Here is a 20,667-nt window from a genome sequence, read left to right on the forward strand (position 1 = left end):
ACCGTGGAGCCCTCGCGGTGGCAAGAGGCCGGTGAGTCAGGCGGTGGCGGGCAGGTAGGCGTGGGTGCCCTGCAGGCCGAGATCGGACGGGAGCAGCGCCCCCACCCACGCGTCGCGCCGGACGCCCTTGTTGAGCAGCCCCGACCGCTGCGCGCCCTCCATCCGGAATCCCGTCCGAAGCGCCACGGCACGCGAGGGGACGTTGCCGGCCTCGGCCCGCCATTCCAGCCGGTCGCCGCCGAGCGAGGTGAAGGTCCAACGGGCGGCGGACAGCACGGCCTCCGTCATGTATCCGCGGCCCCGGTGCTCCTTGGCGGTCCAGAATCCCACCTCGTACGTACCCTGCGGATTGCGGCGATCGATGCCGAGCGCGCCCGCCAGGGCCCCGCCCTCGCGCGGGACCACCGCGAAGTTGTACATGGGAGTCGTCGCGCCAGCCGCCGGGGACAGCTTCCCCGCGAAGAGCTCCGCGTCGGCGCGGCTGTACGGCGAGGGCACGACTGTCCAGCGCTGGATGTCCGGGTCCTGACAAGCGGCGTGGACCTCGTCCGCGTCGCCGATCGTGAAGGGACGCAGCAGCAGACGCTCGGTGGTGAGGGTGATCGGCTCCATGTACGGATTCTGGTGAGGCACCGGCCGTGAAGCGAACACTTTTCGGACTTCCCGGCACCTTCGAAGCCCCCCGGCCGTTGACTTGGAAGGGACGGCGGAGCCGACGCGGCGGCAGCCCTCCCGGCGCGGCGGGGTCCTCGCTTACGATGGCCGTTGCGGTGGGGCCCACCTGCCGTGCCCGCGCCAGAGTCCATAACACGACCCAGTGCCAGGCCCGACCGGCAAGGAGACCAGCCTCAGTGTCCGTCTTCAACAAGCTCATGCGTGCAGGCGAAGGCAAGATCCTGCGCAAACTGCACCGCATCGCGGACCAGGTCAGCTCCATCGAAGAGGACTTCGTCAACCTCTCCGACGCCGAGCTGCGGGCGCTCACCGACGAGTACAAGGAACGGTACGCGGACGGCGAGAGCCTGGACGACCTGCTCCCCGAGGCATTCGCAACCGTCCGTGAGGCCGCCAAGCGGGTCCTCGGACAGCGCCATTACGACGTCCAGATGATGGGCGGCGCAGCCCTGCACCTCGGCTATGTGGCCGAGATGAAGACCGGCGAGGGCAAGACCCTGGTCGGCACCCTGCCGACGTATCTCAACGCACTCTCCGGCAAGGGCGTGCACCTGATCACGGTCAATGACTACCTGGCCGAGCGTGACTCCGAAATGATGGGCCGGGTTCACAAGTTCCTCGGCCTGACCGTCGGCTGCATCCTCGCCAACATGACGCCGGCCCAGCGCCGTGAGCAGTACGCCTGCGACATCACGTACGGCACGAACAACGAGTTCGGCTTCGACTACCTCCGCGACAACATGGCGTGGTCCGCGGACGAGCTCGTCCAGCGCGGCCACAACTTCGCTGTCGTCGACGAGGTCGACTCGATCCTCGTCGACGAGGCCCGTACGCCGTTGATCATCTCCGGCCCGGCCGACCAGGCCACCAAGTGGTACGGCGACTTCGCGAAGTTGGTCACTCGCCTCACCAAGGGCGAGGCGGGCAACCCGCTCAAGGGAATCGAGGAGACCGGCGACTACGAGGTCGACGAGAAGAAGCGGACCGTCGCGATCCATGAGTCCGGTGTCGCGAAGGTGGAGGACTGGCTCGGCATCGACAACCTCTACGAGTCGGTGAACACCCCGCTCGTCGGATACCTCAACAACGCCATCAAGGCCAAGGAACTCTTCAAGAAAGACAAGGACTACGTCGTCATCGACGGCGAAGTCATGATCGTCGACGAGCACACCGGCCGTATTCTCGCCGGCCGCCGCTACAACGAGGGCATGCACCAGGCGATCGAGGCGAAGGAAGGGGTGGACATCAAGGACGAGAACCAGACCCTCGCCACGATCACTCTGCAGAACTTCTTCCGCCTCTACGGCAAGCTGTCCGGCATGACCGGTACGGCGATGACCGAGGCCGCCGAGTTCCACCAGATCTACAAGCTCGGCGTCGTGCCGATCCCGACCAACCGGCCGATGGTCCGTGCCGACCAGTCGGACCTGATCTACCGCACCGAGGTCGCGAAGTTCGCCGCCGTCGTCGACGACATCGCCGAGAAGCACGAGAAGGGCCAGCCGATCCTGGTCGGCACCACCTCGGTCGAGAAGTCCGAGTACCTCTCGCAGCAGCTCTCCAAGCGTGGTGTCCAGCACGAGGTCCTCAACGCCAAGCAGCACGACCGTGAGGCGACGATCGTCGCCCAGGCCGGCCGCAAGGGCGCGGTCACGGTCGCGACGAACATGGCCGGACGAGGCACCGACATCAAGCTCGGCGGCAATCCCGACGACCTCGCCGAGGCGGAGCTGCGCCAGCGCGGCCTCGACCCCGTCGAGCACGTCGAGGAGTGGGCGGCCGCGCTGCCCGCCGCGCTGGAGAAGGCGGAGCAGGCCGTGAAGGCGGAGTTCGAAGAGGTCAGGGAGCTCGGCGGGCTCTATGTTCTGGGTACCGAGCGGCACGAGTCGCGGCGTATCGACAACCAGCTGCGCGGCCGTTCCGGCCGTCAGGGCGACCCGGGCGAGTCCCGCTTCTATCTGTCGCTCGGCGACGACCTGATGCGGTTGTTCAAGGCGCAGATGGTCGAGCGCGTCATGTCGATGGCCAATGTGCCGGACGATGTGCCGATCGAGAACAAGATGGTGACGCGGGCGATCGCGTCGGCCCAGTCGCAGGTCGAGCAGCAGAACTTCGAGACGCGTAAGAACGTCCTGAAGTACGACGAGGTGCTCAACAGGCAGCGCGAGGTCATCTACGGCGAGCGTCGCCGGGTCCTGGAGGGTGAGGATCTGCAGGACCAGATCCGCCACTTCATGGACGACACGATCGACGACTACATCCGCCAGGAGACTGCCGAGGGCTTCGCCGAGGAGTGGGACCTGGACCGGCTGTGGGGTGCGTTCAAGCAGCTCTACCCGGTGAAGGTCACCGTCGACGAGCTGGAGGAGGCGGCCGGCGACCGGGCAGGCATCACCGCCGAGTTCATCGGTGAGTCCATCAAGGACGACATCCACGAGCAGTACGACGAGCGCGAGAAGCAGCTCGGCTCGGACATCATGCGTGAGCTGGAGCGGCGTGTGGTGCTGTCCGTCCTGGACCGCAAGTGGCGTGAGCACCTCTACGAGATGGACTACCTCCAGGAGGGCATCGGCCTTCGTGCCATGGCGCAGAAGGACCCGCTGGTCGAGTACCAGCGCGAGGGCTTCGACATGTTCAACGCCATGATGGAGGGCATCAAGGAGGAGTCGGTCGGCTACCTGTTCAACCTGGAGGTCCAGGTCGAGCAGCAGGTCGAGGAGGTTCCGGTGCAGGACGAGGCCGAGCGGACCTCGCTCGCCAAGGAGGACCTCGTGCCGGCGGCGCGTCCGGAGATCCGGGCCAAGGGGCTCGATGCTCCGCAGCGACCGGACCGGCTGCACTTCTCCGCTCCCACGGTGGACGGGGAGGGCGGGGTCGTCGAGGGCGACTTCTCCAACGGTGACGGTGGGATCGCGTCCGAGTCGGACGGGCTGACTCGGGCGGAGCGGCGCAAGGCGCAGAAGAATGGTGGGGGTGGGCGGCGCCGCAAGAAGTAGCGGTGGCGTCGGCGCTGTTGGCGCCGGTGGGGTTTTGGCCGGGGTCGGGCACCTTTTGTGGGTGGCCGGCCCCGGTTTGTTTTGGGCCCGGACCCTGGGTCCCGTTCCCGGGGGGTGCGCCCGGGGGGGCGCGGGGTGCGGTGGGGGGTGGCTGTGGGGTGCGGTGGGGGGTGGCTGTGGGGTGGGCAGGGCGGGGTGGCTGTGGTGCGGTGGGCGGCCAGTGGTTTCCGGGGCTCCCCCTGGCCCCGTTGCTCGTGTGGCTGCGGGGCTGGGGAAGTCCCTGGCCGGGTGTCTATCGGGTGGGCGTTGCCTGTAGGTGTTCGTCGCCCAGCTCTACTGCTGCGCAGCGCCAGCGGAGGTCTGTGCCCTGTTCCAGGCGGAAGGCCATGGCCCTTACCTGCTCGCCCGCTGCGATGCTCGCGCAGGCCTCCACCACGCCCGGAGCCGGCTGGGCGCCGTGGCACATGCGGATGACCGGGCGCGCGCCGCGGGCCCTGAGGGGGGTGCGGGGGGCCAGTTCGGCCAGCTGGTCGTATGCCTCGCCGATGGTGTGTCCGAGCATCCAGTGCACCGGGCGCTGGCCGCTGAGGACCGCCAGGAGGCGCTCGGCGAACCAGTGGTGGGGGCGGACGCGTCGGGGAGTCCTTGCGCGTTGCGGTGGTACCGACTCGGGCCTGCGCCGGTCGTGTCGTCCGGTGGGCCGGGTCCTGTTCGTGCTCATCGCTCATTGCCCCCGTGCTTCAGAGGCCCGGCTGAATACCGGGCGGTAACTTCTGCTGTGGATCTTCTACGGTGACGGCGGAGGCGGCCGCAAGCGCCGATGGGGCGCCGGACGCGATCGGGAGGAATCACCTATCCGGGTGATGAGCCCGGTGCTGTGCGGGGTGCGAGAAAGGCGTGGGGAGGGTGAGTGGCGGTTGCGGGGTGGACGGGACAGCAGCGATGCACGTAACCCCAAAGGGGGACGTCGCACGTATCCTGAGGACGTTTCCGACTACGAAAGCGGCCAGCCATGCGCGTGTACGTCCCCCTGACGCTCCCCGGTCTCGCAGCGGCGCACAAGGCGGGCGAGATCGGTCCCGGTCCGCTGACCGCCTATGCGGTGACCCCCGGACTGCGTGAGTGGTACGTCTCCGACGACATCGAAGAGCTGGAGTACGCGGCGCTCAACCGGGCCGCTTCCGCCTCGCTGCGCCTGATCGCCGGTAATCCCGACGCGGTCCGCCGACGGGTCGTCGTCGCCGTCGACGTACCGGACGGCGCGGCCGTGGCCGACCCGGATCGCAGCCTCGACTCGTCGTCGCTCGGCGAGGTGCGGATCGCGTCCTCCGTGGCGCTCACCGAGGCTGCTGCCGTGCATGTCGACGCGGACGACGCCGAGAGGGACGTCACGGCCGCCGCAGCTGCACTGGGCGCGGCGGACCTCGGTGACGACGACGCGCAGTTCACCGTGGACGGCGCCGAGGATCACGAGCTGCTTTGGTTCGGCATTCAGGAGATTCCGAATCTGATCGGATGAGGGGGAGCGGAGGGGGGAAGAGCAGCCTTGCGGTTGCTGCCCCGCTGCCGGAACGAGTGTCGGACCCGGCGGGTACTTTCTTATGCATGGGGACGCATGGGAAGCACCGCACGCATCTGGTCTGGGACTGGAACGGCACACTGCTCGACGACAACGCCGCGGTCGTCGGCGCGACCAACGCCGCGTTCGGCGAGGTCGGCCTTGAGCCGATCACCCTGGAGCAGTACCGCGAGATGTACTGCATCCCGATCCCCCGTTTCTATGAACGGCTGATGGGCCGGTTGCCCACAGAGGCCGAGTGGGAGCGGATGGACGGGATATTTCACCTGCACTACACCGAGCGGCGGGCCGCTTGCGGGCTCACCGAGGGTGCCGAGGAGCTTCTCGCGCAGTGGCAGCTGGCCGGACGCAGCCAGTCTCTCCTGAGCATGTACGGACACGACCAGCTGGTCCCCGTGGTCCGGGGGTACGGCATCGAGCGGCACTTCGTACGGGTCGACGGGCGCACCGGGCCGTCCGGCGGCAGTAAGGCGCGGCACATGGAGCGGCACATCGCCGCGCTGGACGGGGTGTCCCCGGAGCACACGGTGGTCATCGGCGATGCGGTGGACGACGCCGTGGCCGCTGCACATGTCGGTGCGAAGGCCGTGCTCTACACCGGCGGATCGCACAGCAGAGCCAGTCTGGAGGCGGCCGGGGTGCCGGTGGTCGACAGCCTGGCCGAGGCCGCCGACCTCGCCGAGCGGATGGCTGGATAGGCAGGGAAGGACGAGGGGGCCTGGTCCCTCGTGAGCGCGGTCAGGTGGTTACCGGGGCCTTTGTGCGGAGCACCTTCAGGAATTCACGCATCCACGCCGAGTGGTCCGGCCACGCACGGGACGAGATCAGGGTGCCGTCGACCACCGCCTCGTGGTCCTCGAAGACGGCGCCCGCCGCCTGCATGTCGAGCTCCAGCGCGGGGTACGCGGTGACGTGCCGGCCGACCAGTGCGCCGACCGCCGCCGTCATCAGCGGGCCGTGGCAGATCTGGGCCACCGGCCGGTCCGAGTCGAAGAACGCCTTGAGGATCTTGCGCAGCTCGGCGTCGTTGCGCAGATACTCGGGCGCCCGGCCGCCCGGTACGACCAGGGCCACGTAATCTTCGGCGTCGACCTCGGAGAAGGCCAGGTCGGCGGGCCAGGTGTAGCCGGGCTTCTCGGTGTACGTGTCGAAGCCGGGCTCGAAGTCGTGGACCACGAAGCGGAGCGTCTTGCGGGCGGGGGCCGCGATATGGACGTCGTAACCCTCCTCGCGCAGCCGCTGGTAGGGATAGAGGACTTCCAGGGACTCGGCGGCGTCGCCGGTGACGATCAGGATTTTCGGTGCCATGGCGGGGCTCCCACGGTTCGTCGGCCTGTTCCGTCTACCAGAGTGCGGCAATACGGGCCGACGCGCTGTCCAGAGTGTCAAACTTCGGGGCCATCTTTTGTACACATACGGCTCGTGACGGTTACGGGGGCGGGCGAGATAGCCTGGACCCCGTGATCAGCGCGATACGCCTCGGGGGCAGCGAAGCCCCCGGCCTGCGCCCGGAGTGCCACAGCACCCGGGCCATCACTGATCCTCACAGCCCGGGCCGACTGCCAAAAATGGCCAATACGGTCCCGGCCATCTCTCATAGCGGCATAGCGTCGACTCAGACCGGAAACCCCGCGTCGTGGCGGTACGTCGTCTTTTTCACCTACGTCACGCAACGGCGCGCGACAGGAGCCAGAGGACATGCAGACCAAGCTGGACGAAGCCAAGGCCGAGCTGCTCGCACGGGCCGCCAAGGTAGCTGACAACAGCCCGGGCGGTGGTGTCGGTGGCCCGGGCGGTACCCCCGGGGCCGACCAGGAGCGTCCCGGGCAGGACGTACTCCTCGCCTACCTCCAGCGCTACTACCTGCACACCGCTCCGGAGGACATCGCGGGCCGTGACCCCGTGGACGTCTTCGGCGCCGCCTCCTCCCACTACCGGCTCGCGGAGACACGCCCGCAGGGCACGGCGAACGTCCGGGTGCACACCCCGACCGTCGAGGAGAACGGCTGGACGTGCAGCCACTCCGTCGTCGAGGTCGTCACCGACGACATGCCGTTCCTGGTCGACTCCGTCACCAATGAGCTGTCCCGGCAGGGGCGCGGCATCCATGTCGTGATCCACCCGCAGGTCGTCGTACGCCGCGACGTCACCGGCAAGCTCATCGAGGTCCTCGCCGAGGGCAACGGCATCTCGACGAGCCTGCAGGGCCGCAAGGACGCCAAGGGTGCCAAGGGCGCCGGGATCGAGCTGCCGCACGACGCGCTCGTCGAGTCCTGGATCCATGTCGAGATCGACCGCGAGACCGACCGCTCCGACCTCCAGCAGATCGCCAAGGATCTGCTGCGGGTGCTGTCCGACGTACGGGAGACCGTCGAGGACTGGGAGAAGATGCGCGATGCCGCACTGCGCATCGCCGACGACCTGCCCGGCGAGCCGCTCGACGACCTCGCCGACGAAGAGGTGAACGAGGCCAGGGAGCTGCTGCGCTGGCTCGCCGCCGACCACTTCACCTTCCTCGGCTACCGCGAGTACGAGCTGAAGGACACCGACGCGCTGGCCGCCGTCCCCGGCACCGGCCTCGGTATCCTGCGCTCCGACCCGCACCACAGCGTCGACGAGGCGCACCCCGTCAGCCCGTCCTTCGACCGGCTGCCCGCCGACGCCCGGGCCAAGGCCCGCGAGCGCAAGCTCCTCATCCTCACCAAGGCCAACAGCCGGTCGACCGTCCACCGCCCCAGCTACCTCGACTACGTAGGCGTGAAGAAGTTCGACGCCGACGGCAATGTCATCGGTGAGCGCCGCTTCCTCGGCCTGTTCTCGTCCGCCGCCTACACCGAGTCCGTGCGCCGGGTGCCCGTCATCCGCCGCAAGGTCGCCGAGGTGCTGGAGGGCGCCGGCTTCTCGCCCAACAGCCACGACGGCCGCGACCTGCTGCAGATCCTGGAGACGTACCCGCGCGACGAGCTCTTCCAGACGCCCGTCGACCAGCTGCGCTCCGTCGTCACTTCCGTGCTGTACCTCCAGGAGCGCCGCCGACTGCGGCTCTACCTGCGCCAGGACGAGTACGGGCGCTACTACTCCGCGATCGTCTACCTGCCGCGTGACCGCTACACCACCGGCGTACGGCTCCGCCTGATCGACATCCTCAAGGAGGAGCTGGGCGGCACCAGCGTCGACTTCACCGCCTGGAACACCGAGTCGATCCTCTCCCGGCTGCACTTCGTCGTCCGGGTCGCCCCCGGCACCGAGCTGCCCGACCTCACCGACGCCGAGGCCGACCGCATCGAGGCCCGGCTCGTCGAGGCCGCCCGCTCCTGGGCCGACGGCTTCCAGGAGGCGCTGAACGCAGAGTGCGGCGAGGAGCGCGCCGCCGAGCTGATGCGCCAGTACGGTCACTCGTTCCCCGAGGGCTACAAGGCCGACCACACGCCGCGCGCTGCCGTGGCCGACCTGGTCCACCTCGAAGCGCTCAAGAAGGACCAGAAGGACTTCGCCCTCAGCCTGTACGAACCGGTCGGCGCCGGCCCCGGCGAGCGCCGCTTCAAGATCTACCGGACCGGCGAGCAGGTCTCCCTGTCCGCCGTGCTTCCGGCGCTCCAGCGACTCGGTGTCGAGGTCGTCGACGAGCGTCCGTACGAGCTGCGCTGCGCGGACCGTACGCACGCCTGGATCTACGACTTCGGCCTGCGGATGCCGCAGACCAATGGCAACGGCAACTACCTCGCCGACGACGCCCGCGACCGGTTCCAGGACGCCTTCGCCGCCGTGTGGACCGGTGAGGCGGAGAACGACGGCTTCAACTCGCTCGTGCTGGGCGCCGGTCTGAACTGGCGGCAGGCGATGGTGCTGCGCGCCTACGCGAAGTACCTGCGCCAGGCCGGGTCGACCTTCAGCCAGGACTACATGGAGAGCACTCTCCGCAACAACGTCCACACCACCCGGCTGCTGGTCTCGCTCTTCGAGGCACGGATGTCCCCGGACCGGCAGAGCGCCGGCACCGAGCTGACCGACGGGCTCCTCGAAGAGCTGGACGGGGCCCTTGACCAGGTCGCCTCGCTCGACGAGGACCGGATTCTGCGGTCCTTCCTCACCGTCATCAAGGCCACCCTGCGCACCAACTTCTTCCAGATGGCGGACGACGGCAAGCCGCACAGTTACGTCTCGATGAAGTTCGACCCGCAGTCCATCCCGGATCTGCCGGCGCCCCGCCCGGCGTTCGAGATCTGGGTCTACTCGCCGCGCGTCGAGGGCGTGCACCTGCGCTTCGGCAAGGTCGCCCGAGGCGGTCTGCGCTGGTCGGACCGGCGCGAGGACTTCCGTACGGAGATCCTCGGCCTGGTCAAGGCGCAGATGGTGAAGAACACCGTCATCGTGCCGGTCGGTGCCAAGGGCGGCTTCGTCGCCAAGCAGCTCCCCGACCCGGCCGTCGACCGTGACGCCTGGATGGCCGAGGGCATCGCGTCCTACCGCACCTTCATCTCCGCGCTGCTCGACATCACCGACAACATGGTGGCCGGCGAGGTCGTGCCGCCCAGGGACGTCGTCCGTCACGACGAGGACGACACATACCTGGTCGTCGCCGCCGACAAGGGCACCGCGAAGTTCTCCGACATCGCCAACGAGGTCGCCGTCGGATACGGCTTCTGGCTCGGTGACGCGTTCGCCTCCGGCGGTTCCGCCGGTTATGACCACAAGGGCATGGGCATCACCGCCCGCGGCGCCTGGGAGTCCGTCAAGCGGCACTTCCGCGAGCTCGGCCACGACACCCAGACCGAGGACTTCACCGTCGTCGGTGTCGGTGACATGTCGGGCGACGTGTTCGGCAACGGCATGCTGCTCTCCGAGCACATCCGGCTCGTCGCCGCCTTCGATCACCGGCACATCTTCATCGACCCCAGCCCGGACGCCGCCACCTCGTACGCCGAGCGGCGCCGCCTCTTCGACCTGCCGCGCAGCTCCTGGGCCGACTACAACAAGGAACTGCTCTCCGCGGGCGGTGGCATCCACCCGCGCAGCGCCAAGTCCATCCCGGTCAACGCGCACATCCGTGAGGCGCTCGGGATCGAGCCGGGTGTCACGAAGATGACGCCCGCCGAGCTGATGCAGACCATCCTCAAGGCCCGCGTCGACCTGCTGTGGAACGGCGGCATCGGTACGTACATCAAGTCGTCCGCCGAGTCGAACGCTGACGTCGGCGACAAGGCCAACGACGCGATCCGCGTCAACGGCCAGGACCTGCGGGCCAAGGTCGTCGGCGAGGGCGGCAACCTCGGTGCCACCCAGCTCGGCCGGATCGAGTTCGCCCGCAACGGCGGCCGGATCAACACCGACGCGATCGACAACAGCGCCGGTGTGGACACCTCCGACCACGAGGTGAACATCAAGATCCTGCTCAACGGTCTGGTCCGGGACGGCGACATGACCGTCAAGCAGCGCAACAAGCTGCTCGCCGAGATGACCGACGAGATCGGCCGTCTGGTGCTGCGCAACAACTACGCGCAGAACGTGGCGCTCGCCAACGCCACGACTCAGTCGGCGTCCCTGCTCCATGCCCACCAGCGCTTCATGCGCCGGCTGGTCCGTGACGGGGACCTCGACCGCGGGCTGGAGTTCCTGCCCACCGACCGGCAGATCCGCGAACTGCTGAACGCCGGCAAGGGGCTCAGCCAGCCCGAGCTGGCCGTGCTGCTCGCGTACACGAAGATCACGGCGGCCCGGGAGCTGATCAAGACCAGCCTGCCGGACGACCCGCACCTGCAGAAGCTGCTGCACGCCTACTTCCCGCAGCAACTGCGCGAGCAGTTCCCCGAGGCGGTCGACGGGCACGCGCTGCGTCGCGAGATCATCACCACGGTCCTGGTCAACGACACCGTGAACACCGGTGGTTCGACCTTCCTGCACCGGCTGCGGGAAGAGACCGGTGCCTCGATCGAGGAGATCGTGCGGGCGCAGTTCGCGGCCCGCGAGATCTTCGGCCTCGGCCAGGTGTGGGACGCCGTCGAGGCGCTCGACAACAAGGTCGCCGCCGATGTGCAGACCCGGATCCGGCTGCACTCGCGCCGGCTCGTCGAGCGCGGTTCGCGCTGGCTGCTCGGCAACCGGCCGCAGCCGCTGGAGATCGCCGGGACGATCGACTTCTTCAAGGCGGGTGTCGAGCAGGTCTGGGCCGAACTGCCCAAGATGCTGATGGGCGCCGACCTGGACTGGTACCAGTCGATCCTGGACGAGCTCACCGAGGCGGGTGTCCCGGGCGAGCTGGCCCAGCGGGTCGCCGGATTCTCCTCCGCCTTCCCGGTGCTGGACATCGTGGCGATCGCGGACCGCACCGGCAAGGACCCGCTCTCCGTCGCCGAGGTGTACTACGACCTCGCGGACCGGCTGGGCGTCACCCAGCTGATGGACCGGATCATCGAGCTGCCGCGGGCCGACCGCTGGCAGTCCATGGCCCGCGCCTCCATCCGCGAGGACCTGTACGCCGCGCACGCCGGGCTCACCGCGGATGTGCTGTCCGTGGGCAACGGGAGCTCTACGCCGGAGGAGCGGTTCAAGGCGTGGGAGGAGAAGAACGCGGCGATCCTTACCCGGTCGCGCTCCACGCTTGAGGAGATTCAGGGGTCGGACGCGTTCGATCTGGCGAATCTGTCGGTGGCCATGCGGACGATGCGGACGCTGTTGCGTACGCACGCGTAGGGGTTGGTGGGGGCGGGGCGGTTGCCGGGGTACCCGGCAGCCGCCCCGCCCCCGATCGCCGGACGGGCTCGATATTCACTGCTGCCACAGGGTGAGTTCGGTGAAGTAGTCCGGCAGATCGTTGGTGGGGTGCTTCTCCACCTCGGTGATCTTCAGCATGGCGAGATTGCCGTCGGACGTCACCGTGCAGAGGCGGGTGCCCACCGGCAGGGTCTGGCCGCGCTGGAGCTCCTTCTCCCTGATCTCGGGCGAACCGCACCCGGAACGTCGCACTCTGCGCGTGCTCCCGGCGGATCACCTTCAGCGCGACGGGCTGGCCGCCCCGGGTGTGCGAGAGATAGACCGTGCCCATCCCGCCCTCGCCCACCCGGCCCCGCAGGACGTAACCGGAGATCTCCTGCGGATCGTCCGCCCGCAGCGGTCCCGGTACGCCGTCCTGCATGTGTCCCCCTGAGCGGTATCCGGACAACCCCTTTGTGCGGCACGGGAGTTTATCGCCCCGGCCGCCCCGGCCGCTCTCCTCAGCCCGCCGCCCGCGCCGCTACTTCTTGCCGGTGAACTTCTCGTACTCGGCCACGACCTCGTCCGCCGGACCGTCCATCCGCAGCGTCCCCGCCTCCAGCCAGATCGCCCGGTCGCAGGTCTCGGTGATCGACTTGTTGCTGTGGCTGACCAGGAAGACCGTGCCGGCCTCCTTGCGCAGCTCCTTGATCCGTTCCTTGCTGCGCCGCTGGAACCTTGCGTCGCCGGTGGACAGCGCCTCGTCGATCAGGAGGACGTCATGGCTTTTGGCGGCCGCGATCGAGAAGCGCAGCCGCGCGCCCATTCCGGAGGAGTACGTCCGCATCGGCAGGGTGATGAAGTCGCCCTTCTCGTTGATGCCGGAGAAGTCGACGATCCCCTGGTAGCGCTCGCGGATCTGGGCCTGCGTCATGCCCATGGCGAGGCCGCCGAGCACGACGTTGCGCTCGCCGGTCAGATCGCTCATCAGCGCCGCGTTCACCCCGAGCAGCGAGGGCTGGCCCTGGGTGTGCACCCGGCCCTTCGTCGCGGGCAGCAGACCGGCGATCGCCTTCAGCAGTGTCGACTTCCCCGAGCCGTTGGAGCCGATCAGGCCGATGGCCTCGCCCTTGTACGCGGCGAAGCTCACCCCCTTCACGGCGTGCACCTCGCGCACCCCGGGGGTCTGCCGGCGCGAGACGATCCGGCTGAGCGCCGAGGTGGCGCTGCCCTTTCCGGTACGGGCGCCATTGACCTTGTACGTGATGTGTACGTCGTCCACGACGACGGTCGGCACCCGCTCGGTGTAGTCAGTCACGTTGTCAGCCACGTCCGTACCGCTCCTCCGCCTGCCAGAAGTACACGAATCCGCCCACGCCGCACACGAGCGCCCAGCCCGCGGCGATCGCCCACACATGCGGCGGCAGATGGGACGCGCCGAAGCTGTCGATGAGCGCGAACCGCATCAGGTCGATGAAGACGGCCGCCGGATTGCACTCCAGCATCACCATCACGAAGTGCGGAACCCGGTCCCCCTTGAGCATCGTGTCCACGCTCCACATGACGCCCGAGGCGTACATCCAGGTGCGCAGGATGAACGGCATCAGCTGGGCGATGTCCGGCGTCCGGGCGGCCAGCCGTGCCACCACCATGGAGACACCGGTGTTGAACACTGCCTGCAGGAACAGCGCCGGAATCGCCAACAGCCAGGACGGCCTGGGGAACTGCCCGAACCCCACCAGGATCAGCACCAGCGCGCCCAGTGAGAACAGCAGCTGCTGGAGCTGCTGCAGGGCCAGCGCGATCGGCAGCGAGGCGCGCGGGAAGTGCAGGGCCCGGACCAGGCCGAGGTTGCCGCTGATCGCGCGGGTTCCCGCCGTGATCGAGCTGGCGGTGAAGGTCCAGATGAAGACGCCGGTGACGAGGAACGGAACGAAGTCCTCGACGTTGCGCTTCGTGTTCATCAGGACGCCGAAGATGAAGTAGTAGACCGTCGCGTTCAGGAGCGGGGTCATGATCTGCCAGATCTGGCCGAGCTTCGCCTGGCTGTACTGGGCGGTCAGCTTGGCGGTGGCGAACGCCGTGATGAAGTGCCGCCGCCCCCACAGCTGCCGGATGTACGCGCCCAGCGTGGGCCGGGCCCCGCTCATGGTCAGTCCGTGCCGGGCGGCGAGCGCGGCGAGCTCACCCGGTGCGTACACCGGCAGGGGTGTACCGGCAGGGGTGTCGGCCGGGGCCGCTGGTGTTGATGTCTGGCTCACCACGATCGCTTTCGACGGGAGGGCAGGAACACGAAGACCGACGGGACGGAACCGTATCGTCGCAACGCCGAGGGTAGGGCGCATTCACGTCGCAACGCAACCGTTTCGTCGTTACGGACTATGATTCGGTCATGACCACCGACCCGGGAACCCGCCGCCGTGTCCCCGCCGGAGCCGCTGTGCTGCGCGAGGACGTCACCGATGCGATTCGCAGCGCCGTCTTCGAGGAGCTGGCCGCGGTGGGCTTCGCCCGGATGTCGATCGAGGGCATCGCCCGGCGCGCGGGCGTCGGCAAGACCGCCGTCTACCGCCGCTGGAAGTCCAAGCTGGCCCTGGTCCTCGACCTGGTCTCCGCCGTCGCCGTCCAGGGCATGCCGGCTCCGGCGACCGGTTCGCTGTACGGGGATGTCCGCGCCGTACTGGAACTCGCCTCCTACGCACTGCGCCACCCCGTCGCCTCGCAGGTCATCCCGGACCTGCTGGTCGAGGCGGCCCGCAGCCCGGAGATCTCCGAGACGATCAAGGCCGCCCTGCTGGACCCGCATCGGGGCATCGCCGCCGTCGTCGTACGCGACGCCGTGGCGCGCGGTGAGCTGCCCGAGGACAGCGACCCGGACCGTGCGCTGGACCTGATCGTCGGCCCGCTCTACTGGCGGCTCGCCGTCGTCCGCACCCCGCTGCCCAAGGGCTACCTCGACGACCTGGCGGCATCCGCCGTCGCCGCGCTCAAGAACCGAGCCGGGTAGTAGGTACTACCCCTCGGCGAGCAGCCGGTCCGCGACCCGCGCCGCCGCCCCGCCGTCGTCCAGGTCGCAGAAGTCCCGGCGGAAACTCTCGTACGCCTCCGCGTGCCGGGCCGCCGACGCGGCCAGGGCGCCGGCATCGCGCAGGACCCCGGCGATCTCGTCCGTGCCGACGAGCAGCGGCCCCGGCGCCCGGGTCTCGAAGTCCAGACAGAAACCGCGCACCGTGTCGCGGTAGTGCTCCAGGTCGTAGGTGTGGAAGAGCATCGGACGGCCCGTGTGCGCGTAGTCGAACATCAGCCCCGAATAGTCCGTGACCAGTACATCGGCGATCAGCAGCAGCTCCGCGGTGTCCGGGTGCGCCGACACATCGCGTACGCCGTGTCCCTCGGGCACGCTCCCGGTCACCTGTGGATGGCGCCGCACCAGCACGGTGTGGCCGTCGCCGAGGGACCGCGCCAGCGCTGCCAGGTCGAGCGCCGGATCCCAGCGGTAGCGGGGCCGCTCGCCACCGGTGCCGGACGGGTGGGCCAGCTGGTCACGGTAGGTCGGCGCGTACAGCACGACCCGGCGGCCGTCCGGGATGCCGAGCCTGTGCCGTACCCGCTCGGCGGTCTTGGCCCGGTCGGCCGAGAAGAGCAGATCGTTGGCGGGGGAACCCGCCTCCAGGACCTCGCCCCCGTAGCCGAGAGCGCGGCGCAGCAGCGGGGTGGAGTGGCGGCTGGGGGAGACCAGGACGGACCACTGGGCCGCCCGGCGCGGCAGCGAGGCGAGCCGGTGGTGGTCGGCGTACAGGGTGCCGCCCAGATCCGTACCGAAGCGACCGAGCGGGGTGCCGTGCCAGGTCTGCACGACGGTCTGGCCGGGCCGCCGCTCGAACCATTCGGGCAGCTGGTCGGCGGTGACGATCCGGCGGGACCGCGCCAGCGCCTCGTACCAGGCGGCGCTGTGCTCGATGACCGGGACGGCGGCGGACGGGTTGTGTCCGTGGAGCCCGTCGGTGACCCAGAGGTGCTCCGACTCCACGCCCCGGCGCAGGAGCTCGGCGTGGACGGCGCGCGGTGAGGCGCCGCCCGTGTAGAGCACGGCGTCCCGCAGCGGCTGCGCGCGCCGGGCCGGATAGTGCGTGCCGCGCAGTTCGGCCCGGCGGTACGCGCCCCGCTCGGCGACCGCGAGTACCGGTCCGGCCTGTACGGTCAGCCGGTCGCCGAACCTGCGGTCCAGGGCGAACTCCCGGCCGGGTGCGGGGGCCGTGGAGTCCGCCCCCGTGCGGCGGAGCGGCAGACGGGCGGTGAGTGCGGTCAGCACACGGACCGGCCGGCCGCCCAGATACGCGTCCCAGCGGCCCTCGTGCAGCCCCGCGGCCACCGAGGGCGCGAGGAACGCGGTGAAGCGGCGCCCCTCGTAAGCACTCTCGTAAACCCCTTCGGACGCCCCTGCGGGTGCTTCCCCGTAGGTTGCCGCGCGCGGCTCCTCATGTGTGACGGGGACCGTCACCGTCTCGCGCAGCGCCTCGTGCCGCAGTACGAGGTGGGCCGGGCCTTCGTCCTCCTGTACGCCCGTTCCGGCGCCGGTCACCCCCTCCACCCGCAGCGCACCGTCCGACGTCCACGCCGCCCCGTCCACGAACGGCTGCCCGCTCAGGTCCAGCACCAGTTCGCCCGCCGCATCGGCCACGACCGGCGGCGCCGCCTCCGGGGCCGCGGCCAGCGGCACCCTCGACCCGTCCGCCAGCACCAGCCGCGCCCGCCACCGTCCGCCGGGCTCCGGCTCGACCTCGCGGGGCGCCCGGTGCGGTGCCTGTGGTGCGGCCGCCATCCCGGCGAGGTCGGTGAGCGGAATCCGTACCGTGAAACGGCCGTCGGCCCGGCACTCGACCGGGTGGCCGAACTCCTGGTCCGCCACCCCTTCGCAGGTCAGCACCAGGGCCCTCGGCCGGGCGCCCCCGTACAGCCGACCGGTCAACTCCAGCTCCTCGCCGATGCGACGGTCCTCGCACCGGGCCGGCAGCTGCGCCAGGGTCAGCCTCAGCCGCCCGTCCAGGTAGTCGAGCACCGCCCGCCGCCCCTCGCCCAGATCATGGACGAGCGGCTGTACGGACCCCGCCTCCACGGCCCGCACGGCTACCCGGCGGACCGTGCCATGAGCGGCCACCATCATGCCCACCAGCCAGCCGCCGGGCCGCAGCCGACGCGGGTCGAGAGTCAGCTCGAAACCCGCGTGGTCGTAACTGTGCAACTGCTGACCGGAGTTGATGGTCGCCTCGGGTGCGGGAACGCTTCGTACCGGCACCGTCCGCAGATGCTGGCCGCGGGTCGCGCGCACCATGCCCACCTTCAGCGAGTGGCGCGGAGCCGCTGCCGGCAGATTGCGGATGTACGCGTAACCGCGCAGCAGCAGCTTCCCGTCGTCGCCCCATTGAGCCTCCAACAGCCTTGCCACGGCCGGGAGATCGGTACGGGCGAGGCGGGTGCTGTCCGGGATGCCGGGGAAACCGGCTTGCCGCCGCCCCGGAACGCCGCCGACCGTGAACGTTCCGGCGCCGTTGGCCCGTTCGAAGGCGAGCACGGCCAGCAGCTCCGCAAGCCTGCGCTCCTTCACCAGCTGCCACTTGATCCGCAGCTCCACCGGCAGTTCATGGGCCACTGCCCGGCCCGACCTGGCCGCCCCGTCCATCCGCTCCATCCGGTCCAGGAACGCCCCCGCGTCCGCCATGAACGCATCCCGGTACTCGGGCCCGCCCATCGCGAGCCCCTCCAGGAAGTACACGAAGTCGTCGCGCAGGCACGAGAGGTCGTAGCGGCGCCGCGCACCGCCGTTCGCCACCCCGCCCCGGCCCGCCAGGAACGCGCTGACCTGCTCGCACGCCGAGATACGGTCCCGTACGCCCTGCACATCCGTACGCCGTCGGGTGATCGAACCCTCCCGGACCCGCCAGTAGTAGACATGCTTGTGCAGCACATCGACCGAGCCCGCGAGGAAGTGCGCCGGGATCATCACCGGGGTGTCCTCGTAGAGCTTCCCCTCCGGGAAGGCGAAGGCGTGCCGGTCCCAGAAGGAGCGCCGGAACACCTTGTTCCAGGCGACCCGGTCGGCGAGCAGCCGCGGATCGCGGCTGATGTGGGTGCGGGCCCGGGTGGTGGTCATCCAGCGGTACTGCCAGGCCTGCTGCCGCCCCTGTTCGTTTAGCCGCCACACATTGCCGGTCGCGAGGTCGGAGCCCGTCGACTCCAGTGACGCCAGCATCCGTTCGTAGGCGTCGTGGACGACGATGTCGTCGCTGTCGACGAACGCCAGATACGGCACCTCCGCCGTGGTGTGCCGCACGCCGGTGTTGCGGGCCGCGCTCAGCCCCGCGTTGGGCTGACGGACGTAGCGGAAGCGGCGGTCGCGGGCGGCGAACGCCCTGGCGACGGCCGCGCTGCCGTCCGTCGAACCGTCGTCGACGAGGACCACCTCGATGTCGTCGACCGACTGTTCGGCCACCGACCGCAGGCAGTCCTCCAGATAGTCCTCGACGTTGTGGACCGGGACGACGACACTGAGGCGCGGCTTCATGCCAGGTCAACCGGGGCGGACGCGCCTGGTCACCGGCACTGCCCCGAACGGGTGAACGCGCGATTCGGTGCGCGGTGGGTGCGCGATTACGCTCGGCTGCCATGCTCCTCAGTGTTGTCGTGCCCGTCCACCGCGTTCAGGGATATCTCAGGGCGAGCCTGGAGTCCGTGCTCGGCCAGGGCCCCGGTGAATGGGAGCTTCTCGTCGTCGACGACGGGTCGAGGGACGGCAGCGCCGAGATCGCCGCCGAGTTCGCGGCGCGCGACCCGAGGGCCAGGGTGATCACCCTCGCCGAGCACCGCGGGGCGGGTCCGGCCCGCAACGCCGGGGCGGCAGAGGCACGGGGGCGGTATCTCCTCTTCCTCGACGGCGACGATCTGCTGCGACCGGGCGCCCTGGAAGCGATCACCGGCCGGCTGGCCGCGAGCGAACCGGACGTGCTCCTCCTCGGACACGACCGCATCGACTGGTGGGGGGACGTCTCGTCCCCGGCACCCTTCATCCCGTCCCCGGCGTCCGTTGCCGAGGGCTTCTCCACCGCCGTCCCGCGCCTCTTCCGCCGCGCCTTCTGGACCGCGCACGGTCTCCACTTCACCGACGGCCCCTACGAGGACGTCCTCCCCGTCCACCGCGCCACCCTCCTCGCCTCCGACGCCGGCACGTTCGACACCCTCGACCGGATCTGTGTCCGCCACCGCATCCGCCGCTCCGGCACCTTCGCCACCACCCCGGGACGCCACCACTTCGCGATCCTCGACGCATACGAACGGCTGCTCGCCGAGACGGGCCACGACCCACGGATCCGGGCGGCGCGCATCCGCCACCTGCGCGCCGTCCTCGCCGACCCCGGCCGGACCGCCCCCGAGGACCGCGCCGCCTTCCACCGCGCCGCAGCCCTCCCCGGCAACTACGCCGTCCACCGCGCCCGGGAAGCCGCCCGCACCGGCCGCACCCGCACCCGGGCCGCCCTGCGCCACCGCAAGAAGACGCTCCGGGCCCGCGTCATGCGCGCCGCATACCGCACGGATCTGCTGCGCCCCCTGGACCCCGACCTCGCGGTGTACGGGGCCTATTGGAACCGGGGCGTCGCCTGCAACCCGGCCGCGATCCACGCCAAGGCCCTCGAACTCGCCCCGCACATCCGGGGCGTCTGGGCCGTCTCCTCCCGTCACCGCGACCGCATGCCGCCCGGCATCCCGTATGTCATCGAGGGCTCCCGCGCCTACTGGCGGGCGATGGCCACCGCCACGTACCTGATCAACAACTCCAGCTTCCCCGGCGGCTTCACCAAACGCCCCGGCCAGCGCTATCTCCAGACCCACCACGGCACCCCGCTGAAGACCATGGGCCTGGATCAGCGCGCCTACCCGGCCCTCACCAACGGCATCAGCTTCGAGAAGATCGTCGCCCACGCCGACCAGTGGGACTTCTCCCTCTCCGCCAACCCGCACACCACCGAGATCTGGGACCGGGTCTACCCTTCCGGCTACGAGCATCTGAACCTCGGCTACCCGCGCAACGACATCTTCTTCACCGCCACCCCGGAGCAGACCGCCGCGATCCGGCAGCGCCTCTGCCTCGCCCCGGACCGGACGGTGCTGCTGTACGCGCCCACCCACCGCGACTACCGCAAGGGCTTCGTCCCCCACCTCGACCTGGAACGACTCGCCCGCGAACTCGGACCGGACTACGTCGTGTTGGTCCGAGCGCACTACTTCTACGGCCGCTCGGCGCAGCTGGGCGGCGCCCGGGTGGTGGACGTGACGGGATATCCGTCCGTCGAGGAACTCTGCCTGGTCTCCGATGCGTTGATCACCGACTACTCGTCGCTGATGTTCGACTACGCCTGCCTGGACCGCCCGATCATCAGCCACGCCCCGGACTGGGCTGCCTACCGGGCCTCGCGCGGCACCTACTTCGATCTGCTGTCCGGACGCCCGGGCGACACCCCGGGCGCCGTCGCCACCGACGAGGACGAGCTGCTGGAACTGTTCAGGACGGGCGAATGGCGCTCGGCGCCGACAGCGGAGCTGCGGGCGGCGTTCCGCGAGCGCTTCTGCCCGTACGACGACGGACACGCGGCCGAGCGCGTGGTGCGGCGGCTGTTCCTGAGCGGCAGGGAGTAAGCGCGTCGCAGCCGATGTCACCCGTTCGGGAAAGACCGC

13 protein-coding genes and 1 pseudogene are annotated in these 20,667 nt (G+C 69.8%); 6 read left to right on the forward strand and 8 right to left on the reverse strand.

Translation table 11 applies throughout. The annotated features are described in order from the left end of the window. Positions 1-36 precede the first annotated feature (36 nt). Positions 37-612 (reverse strand): GNAT family N-acetyltransferase, encoded by a 576-nt coding sequence (locus tag OG953_RS26630; RefSeq protein WP_405687382.1) that lies wholly within the window; start codon positions 610-612, stop codon positions 37-39. Between the two features lie 239 nt (positions 613-851). On the opposite strand from OG953_RS26630, the gene secA reads away from it, so the two are divergent. Further along, positions 852-3,671, forward strand: coding sequence for a preprotein translocase subunit SecA (gene secA, locus OG953_RS26635; RefSeq protein ID WP_405687383.1), 2,820 nt, complete (start codon positions 852-854; stop codon positions 3,669-3,671). A gap of 292 nt (positions 3,672-3,963) precedes the next feature. Here secA and OG953_RS26640 read toward each other — a convergent pair whose 3' ends face one another. Further along, entirely contained in the window at positions 3,964-4,392 is a 429-nt protein-coding gene (locus OG953_RS26640) for an Rv3235 family protein (protein ID WP_405687385.1), read from the reverse strand. 291 nt (positions 4,393-4,683) lie between these two features. Here OG953_RS26640 and OG953_RS26645 point away from each other — a divergent pair, with 291 nt between their 5' ends. Both OG953_RS26645 and OG953_RS26650 read left to right on the forward strand, forming a co-directional pair. Further along, on the forward strand, positions 4,684-5,190 hold the full coding sequence (locus OG953_RS26645; RefSeq protein WP_382956879.1) for a DUF6912 family protein: 507 nt from the start codon (positions 4,684-4,686) through the stop codon (positions 5,188-5,190). Between the two features lie 86 nt (positions 5,191-5,276). After that, positions 5,277-5,948 carry an HAD family hydrolase gene (locus OG953_RS26650; protein WP_405687386.1) on the forward strand — a complete coding sequence of 224 codons (672 nt, stop codon included), beginning with the start codon at positions 5,277-5,279 and terminating at the stop codon, positions 5,946-5,948. A gap of 40 nt (positions 5,949-5,988) precedes the next feature. Here the strand turns inward: OG953_RS26650 and OG953_RS26655 are convergent, their stop codons facing one another. After that, on the reverse strand, positions 5,989-6,558 hold the full coding sequence (locus tag OG953_RS26655; protein ID WP_405687387.1) for a DJ-1/PfpI family protein: 570 nt from the start codon (positions 6,556-6,558) through the stop codon (positions 5,989-5,991). 390 nt (positions 6,559-6,948) lie between these two features. On the opposite strand from OG953_RS26655, the gene OG953_RS26660 reads away from it, so the two are divergent. After that, entirely contained in the window at positions 6,949-11,940 is a 4,992-nt protein-coding gene (locus OG953_RS26660) for an NAD-glutamate dehydrogenase (RefSeq protein WP_405687388.1), read from the forward strand. Positions 11,941-12,015: 75 nt separating this feature from the next. Here the strand turns inward: OG953_RS26660 and OG953_RS26665 are convergent, their stop codons facing one another. From OG953_RS26665 to OG953_RS26680, 4 genes and pseudogenes are all read right to left on the reverse strand, one after another. Further along, positions 12,016-12,213, reverse strand: coding sequence for a hypothetical protein (locus OG953_RS26665; RefSeq protein ID WP_405692477.1), 198 nt, complete (start codon positions 12,211-12,213; stop codon positions 12,016-12,018). After that, positions 12,182-12,382, reverse strand: a pseudogene (locus OG953_RS26670) (serine/threonine protein kinase); the annotation flags it as partial. The pseudogene OG953_RS26670 and the gene OG953_RS26665, both read right to left, overlap by 32 nt. Before the next feature lie 99 nt (positions 12,383-12,481). Continuing rightward, positions 12,482-13,270 carry an ABC transporter ATP-binding protein gene (locus OG953_RS26675; protein ID WP_405687390.1) on the reverse strand — a complete coding sequence of 263 codons (789 nt, stop codon included), beginning with the start codon at positions 13,268-13,270 and terminating at the stop codon, positions 12,482-12,484. Beyond that, positions 13,263-14,204, reverse strand: coding sequence for an ABC transporter permease (locus OG953_RS26680; protein WP_405687391.1), 942 nt, complete (start codon positions 14,202-14,204; stop codon positions 13,263-13,265). The genes OG953_RS26675 and OG953_RS26680 overlap by 8 nt, the downstream gene beginning before the upstream one ends. A gap of 128 nt (positions 14,205-14,332) precedes the next feature. Here OG953_RS26680 and OG953_RS26685 point away from each other — a divergent pair, with 128 nt between their 5' ends. Continuing rightward, the gene (locus OG953_RS26685; protein ID WP_405687392.1) at positions 14,333-14,947 is read left to right on the forward strand and encodes a TetR/AcrR family transcriptional regulator; all 615 of its coding nucleotides are present in this window, start codon (positions 14,333-14,335) and stop codon (positions 14,945-14,947) included. Between the two features lie 6 nt (positions 14,948-14,953). Here the strand turns inward: OG953_RS26685 and OG953_RS26690 are convergent, their stop codons facing one another. After that, positions 14,954-18,502 carry a CDP-glycerol glycerophosphotransferase family protein gene (locus OG953_RS26690; RefSeq protein ID WP_405687394.1) on the reverse strand — a complete coding sequence of 1,183 codons (3,549 nt, stop codon included), beginning with the start codon at positions 18,500-18,502 and terminating at the stop codon, positions 14,954-14,956. 101 nt (positions 18,503-18,603) lie between these two features. Between OG953_RS26690 and OG953_RS26695 the strand changes: the two genes are divergently transcribed. Then, the gene (locus OG953_RS26695) at positions 18,604-20,628 is read left to right on the forward strand and encodes a CDP-glycerol glycerophosphotransferase family protein (protein ID WP_405687395.1); all 2,025 of its coding nucleotides are present in this window, start codon (positions 18,604-18,606) and stop codon (positions 20,626-20,628) included. Positions 20,629-20,667: the final 39 nt, after the last annotated feature.

Origin of the sequence: Streptomyces sp. NBC_00057, from assembly GCF_045041165.1 — a bacterium.
Lineage (GTDB): Bacteria > Actinomycetota > Actinomycetes > Streptomycetales > Streptomycetaceae > Streptomyces.

What these genes read in the sequence shown, in the direction of transcription:
- OG953_RS26630 (WP_405687382.1), bottom strand. Translation starts at nt 612, where the DNA reads ATGGAGCCGATCACCCTCACCACCGAGCGTCTGCTGCTGCGTCCCTTC.
- OG953_RS26640 (WP_405687385.1), bottom strand. Translation starts at nt 4,392, where the DNA reads ATGAGCACGAACAGGACCCGGCCCACCGGACGACACGACCGGCGCAGG.
- OG953_RS26645 (WP_382956879.1), top strand. Translation starts at nt 4,684, where the DNA reads ATGCGCGTGTACGTCCCCCTGACGCTCCCCGGTCTCGCAGCGGCGCAC.
- OG953_RS26650 (WP_405687386.1), top strand. Translation starts at nt 5,277, where the DNA reads ATGGGGACGCATGGGAAGCACCGCACGCATCTGGTCTGGGACTGGAAC.
- OG953_RS26655 (WP_405687387.1), bottom strand. Translation starts at nt 6,558, where the DNA reads ATGGCACCGAAAATCCTGATCGTCACCGGCGACGCCGCCGAGTCCCTG.
- OG953_RS26660 (WP_405687388.1), top strand. Translation starts at nt 6,949, where the DNA reads ATGCAGACCAAGCTGGACGAAGCCAAGGCCGAGCTGCTCGCACGGGCC.
- OG953_RS26685 (WP_405687392.1), top strand. Translation starts at nt 14,333, where the DNA reads ATGACCACCGACCCGGGAACCCGCCGCCGTGTCCCCGCCGGAGCCGCT.
- OG953_RS26690 (WP_405687394.1), bottom strand. Translation starts at nt 18,502, where the DNA reads ATGAAGCCGCGCCTCAGTGTCGTCGTCCCGGTCCACAACGTCGAGGAC.
- OG953_RS26695 (WP_405687395.1), top strand. Translation starts at nt 18,604, where the DNA reads ATGCTCCTCAGTGTTGTCGTGCCCGTCCACCGCGTTCAGGGATATCTC.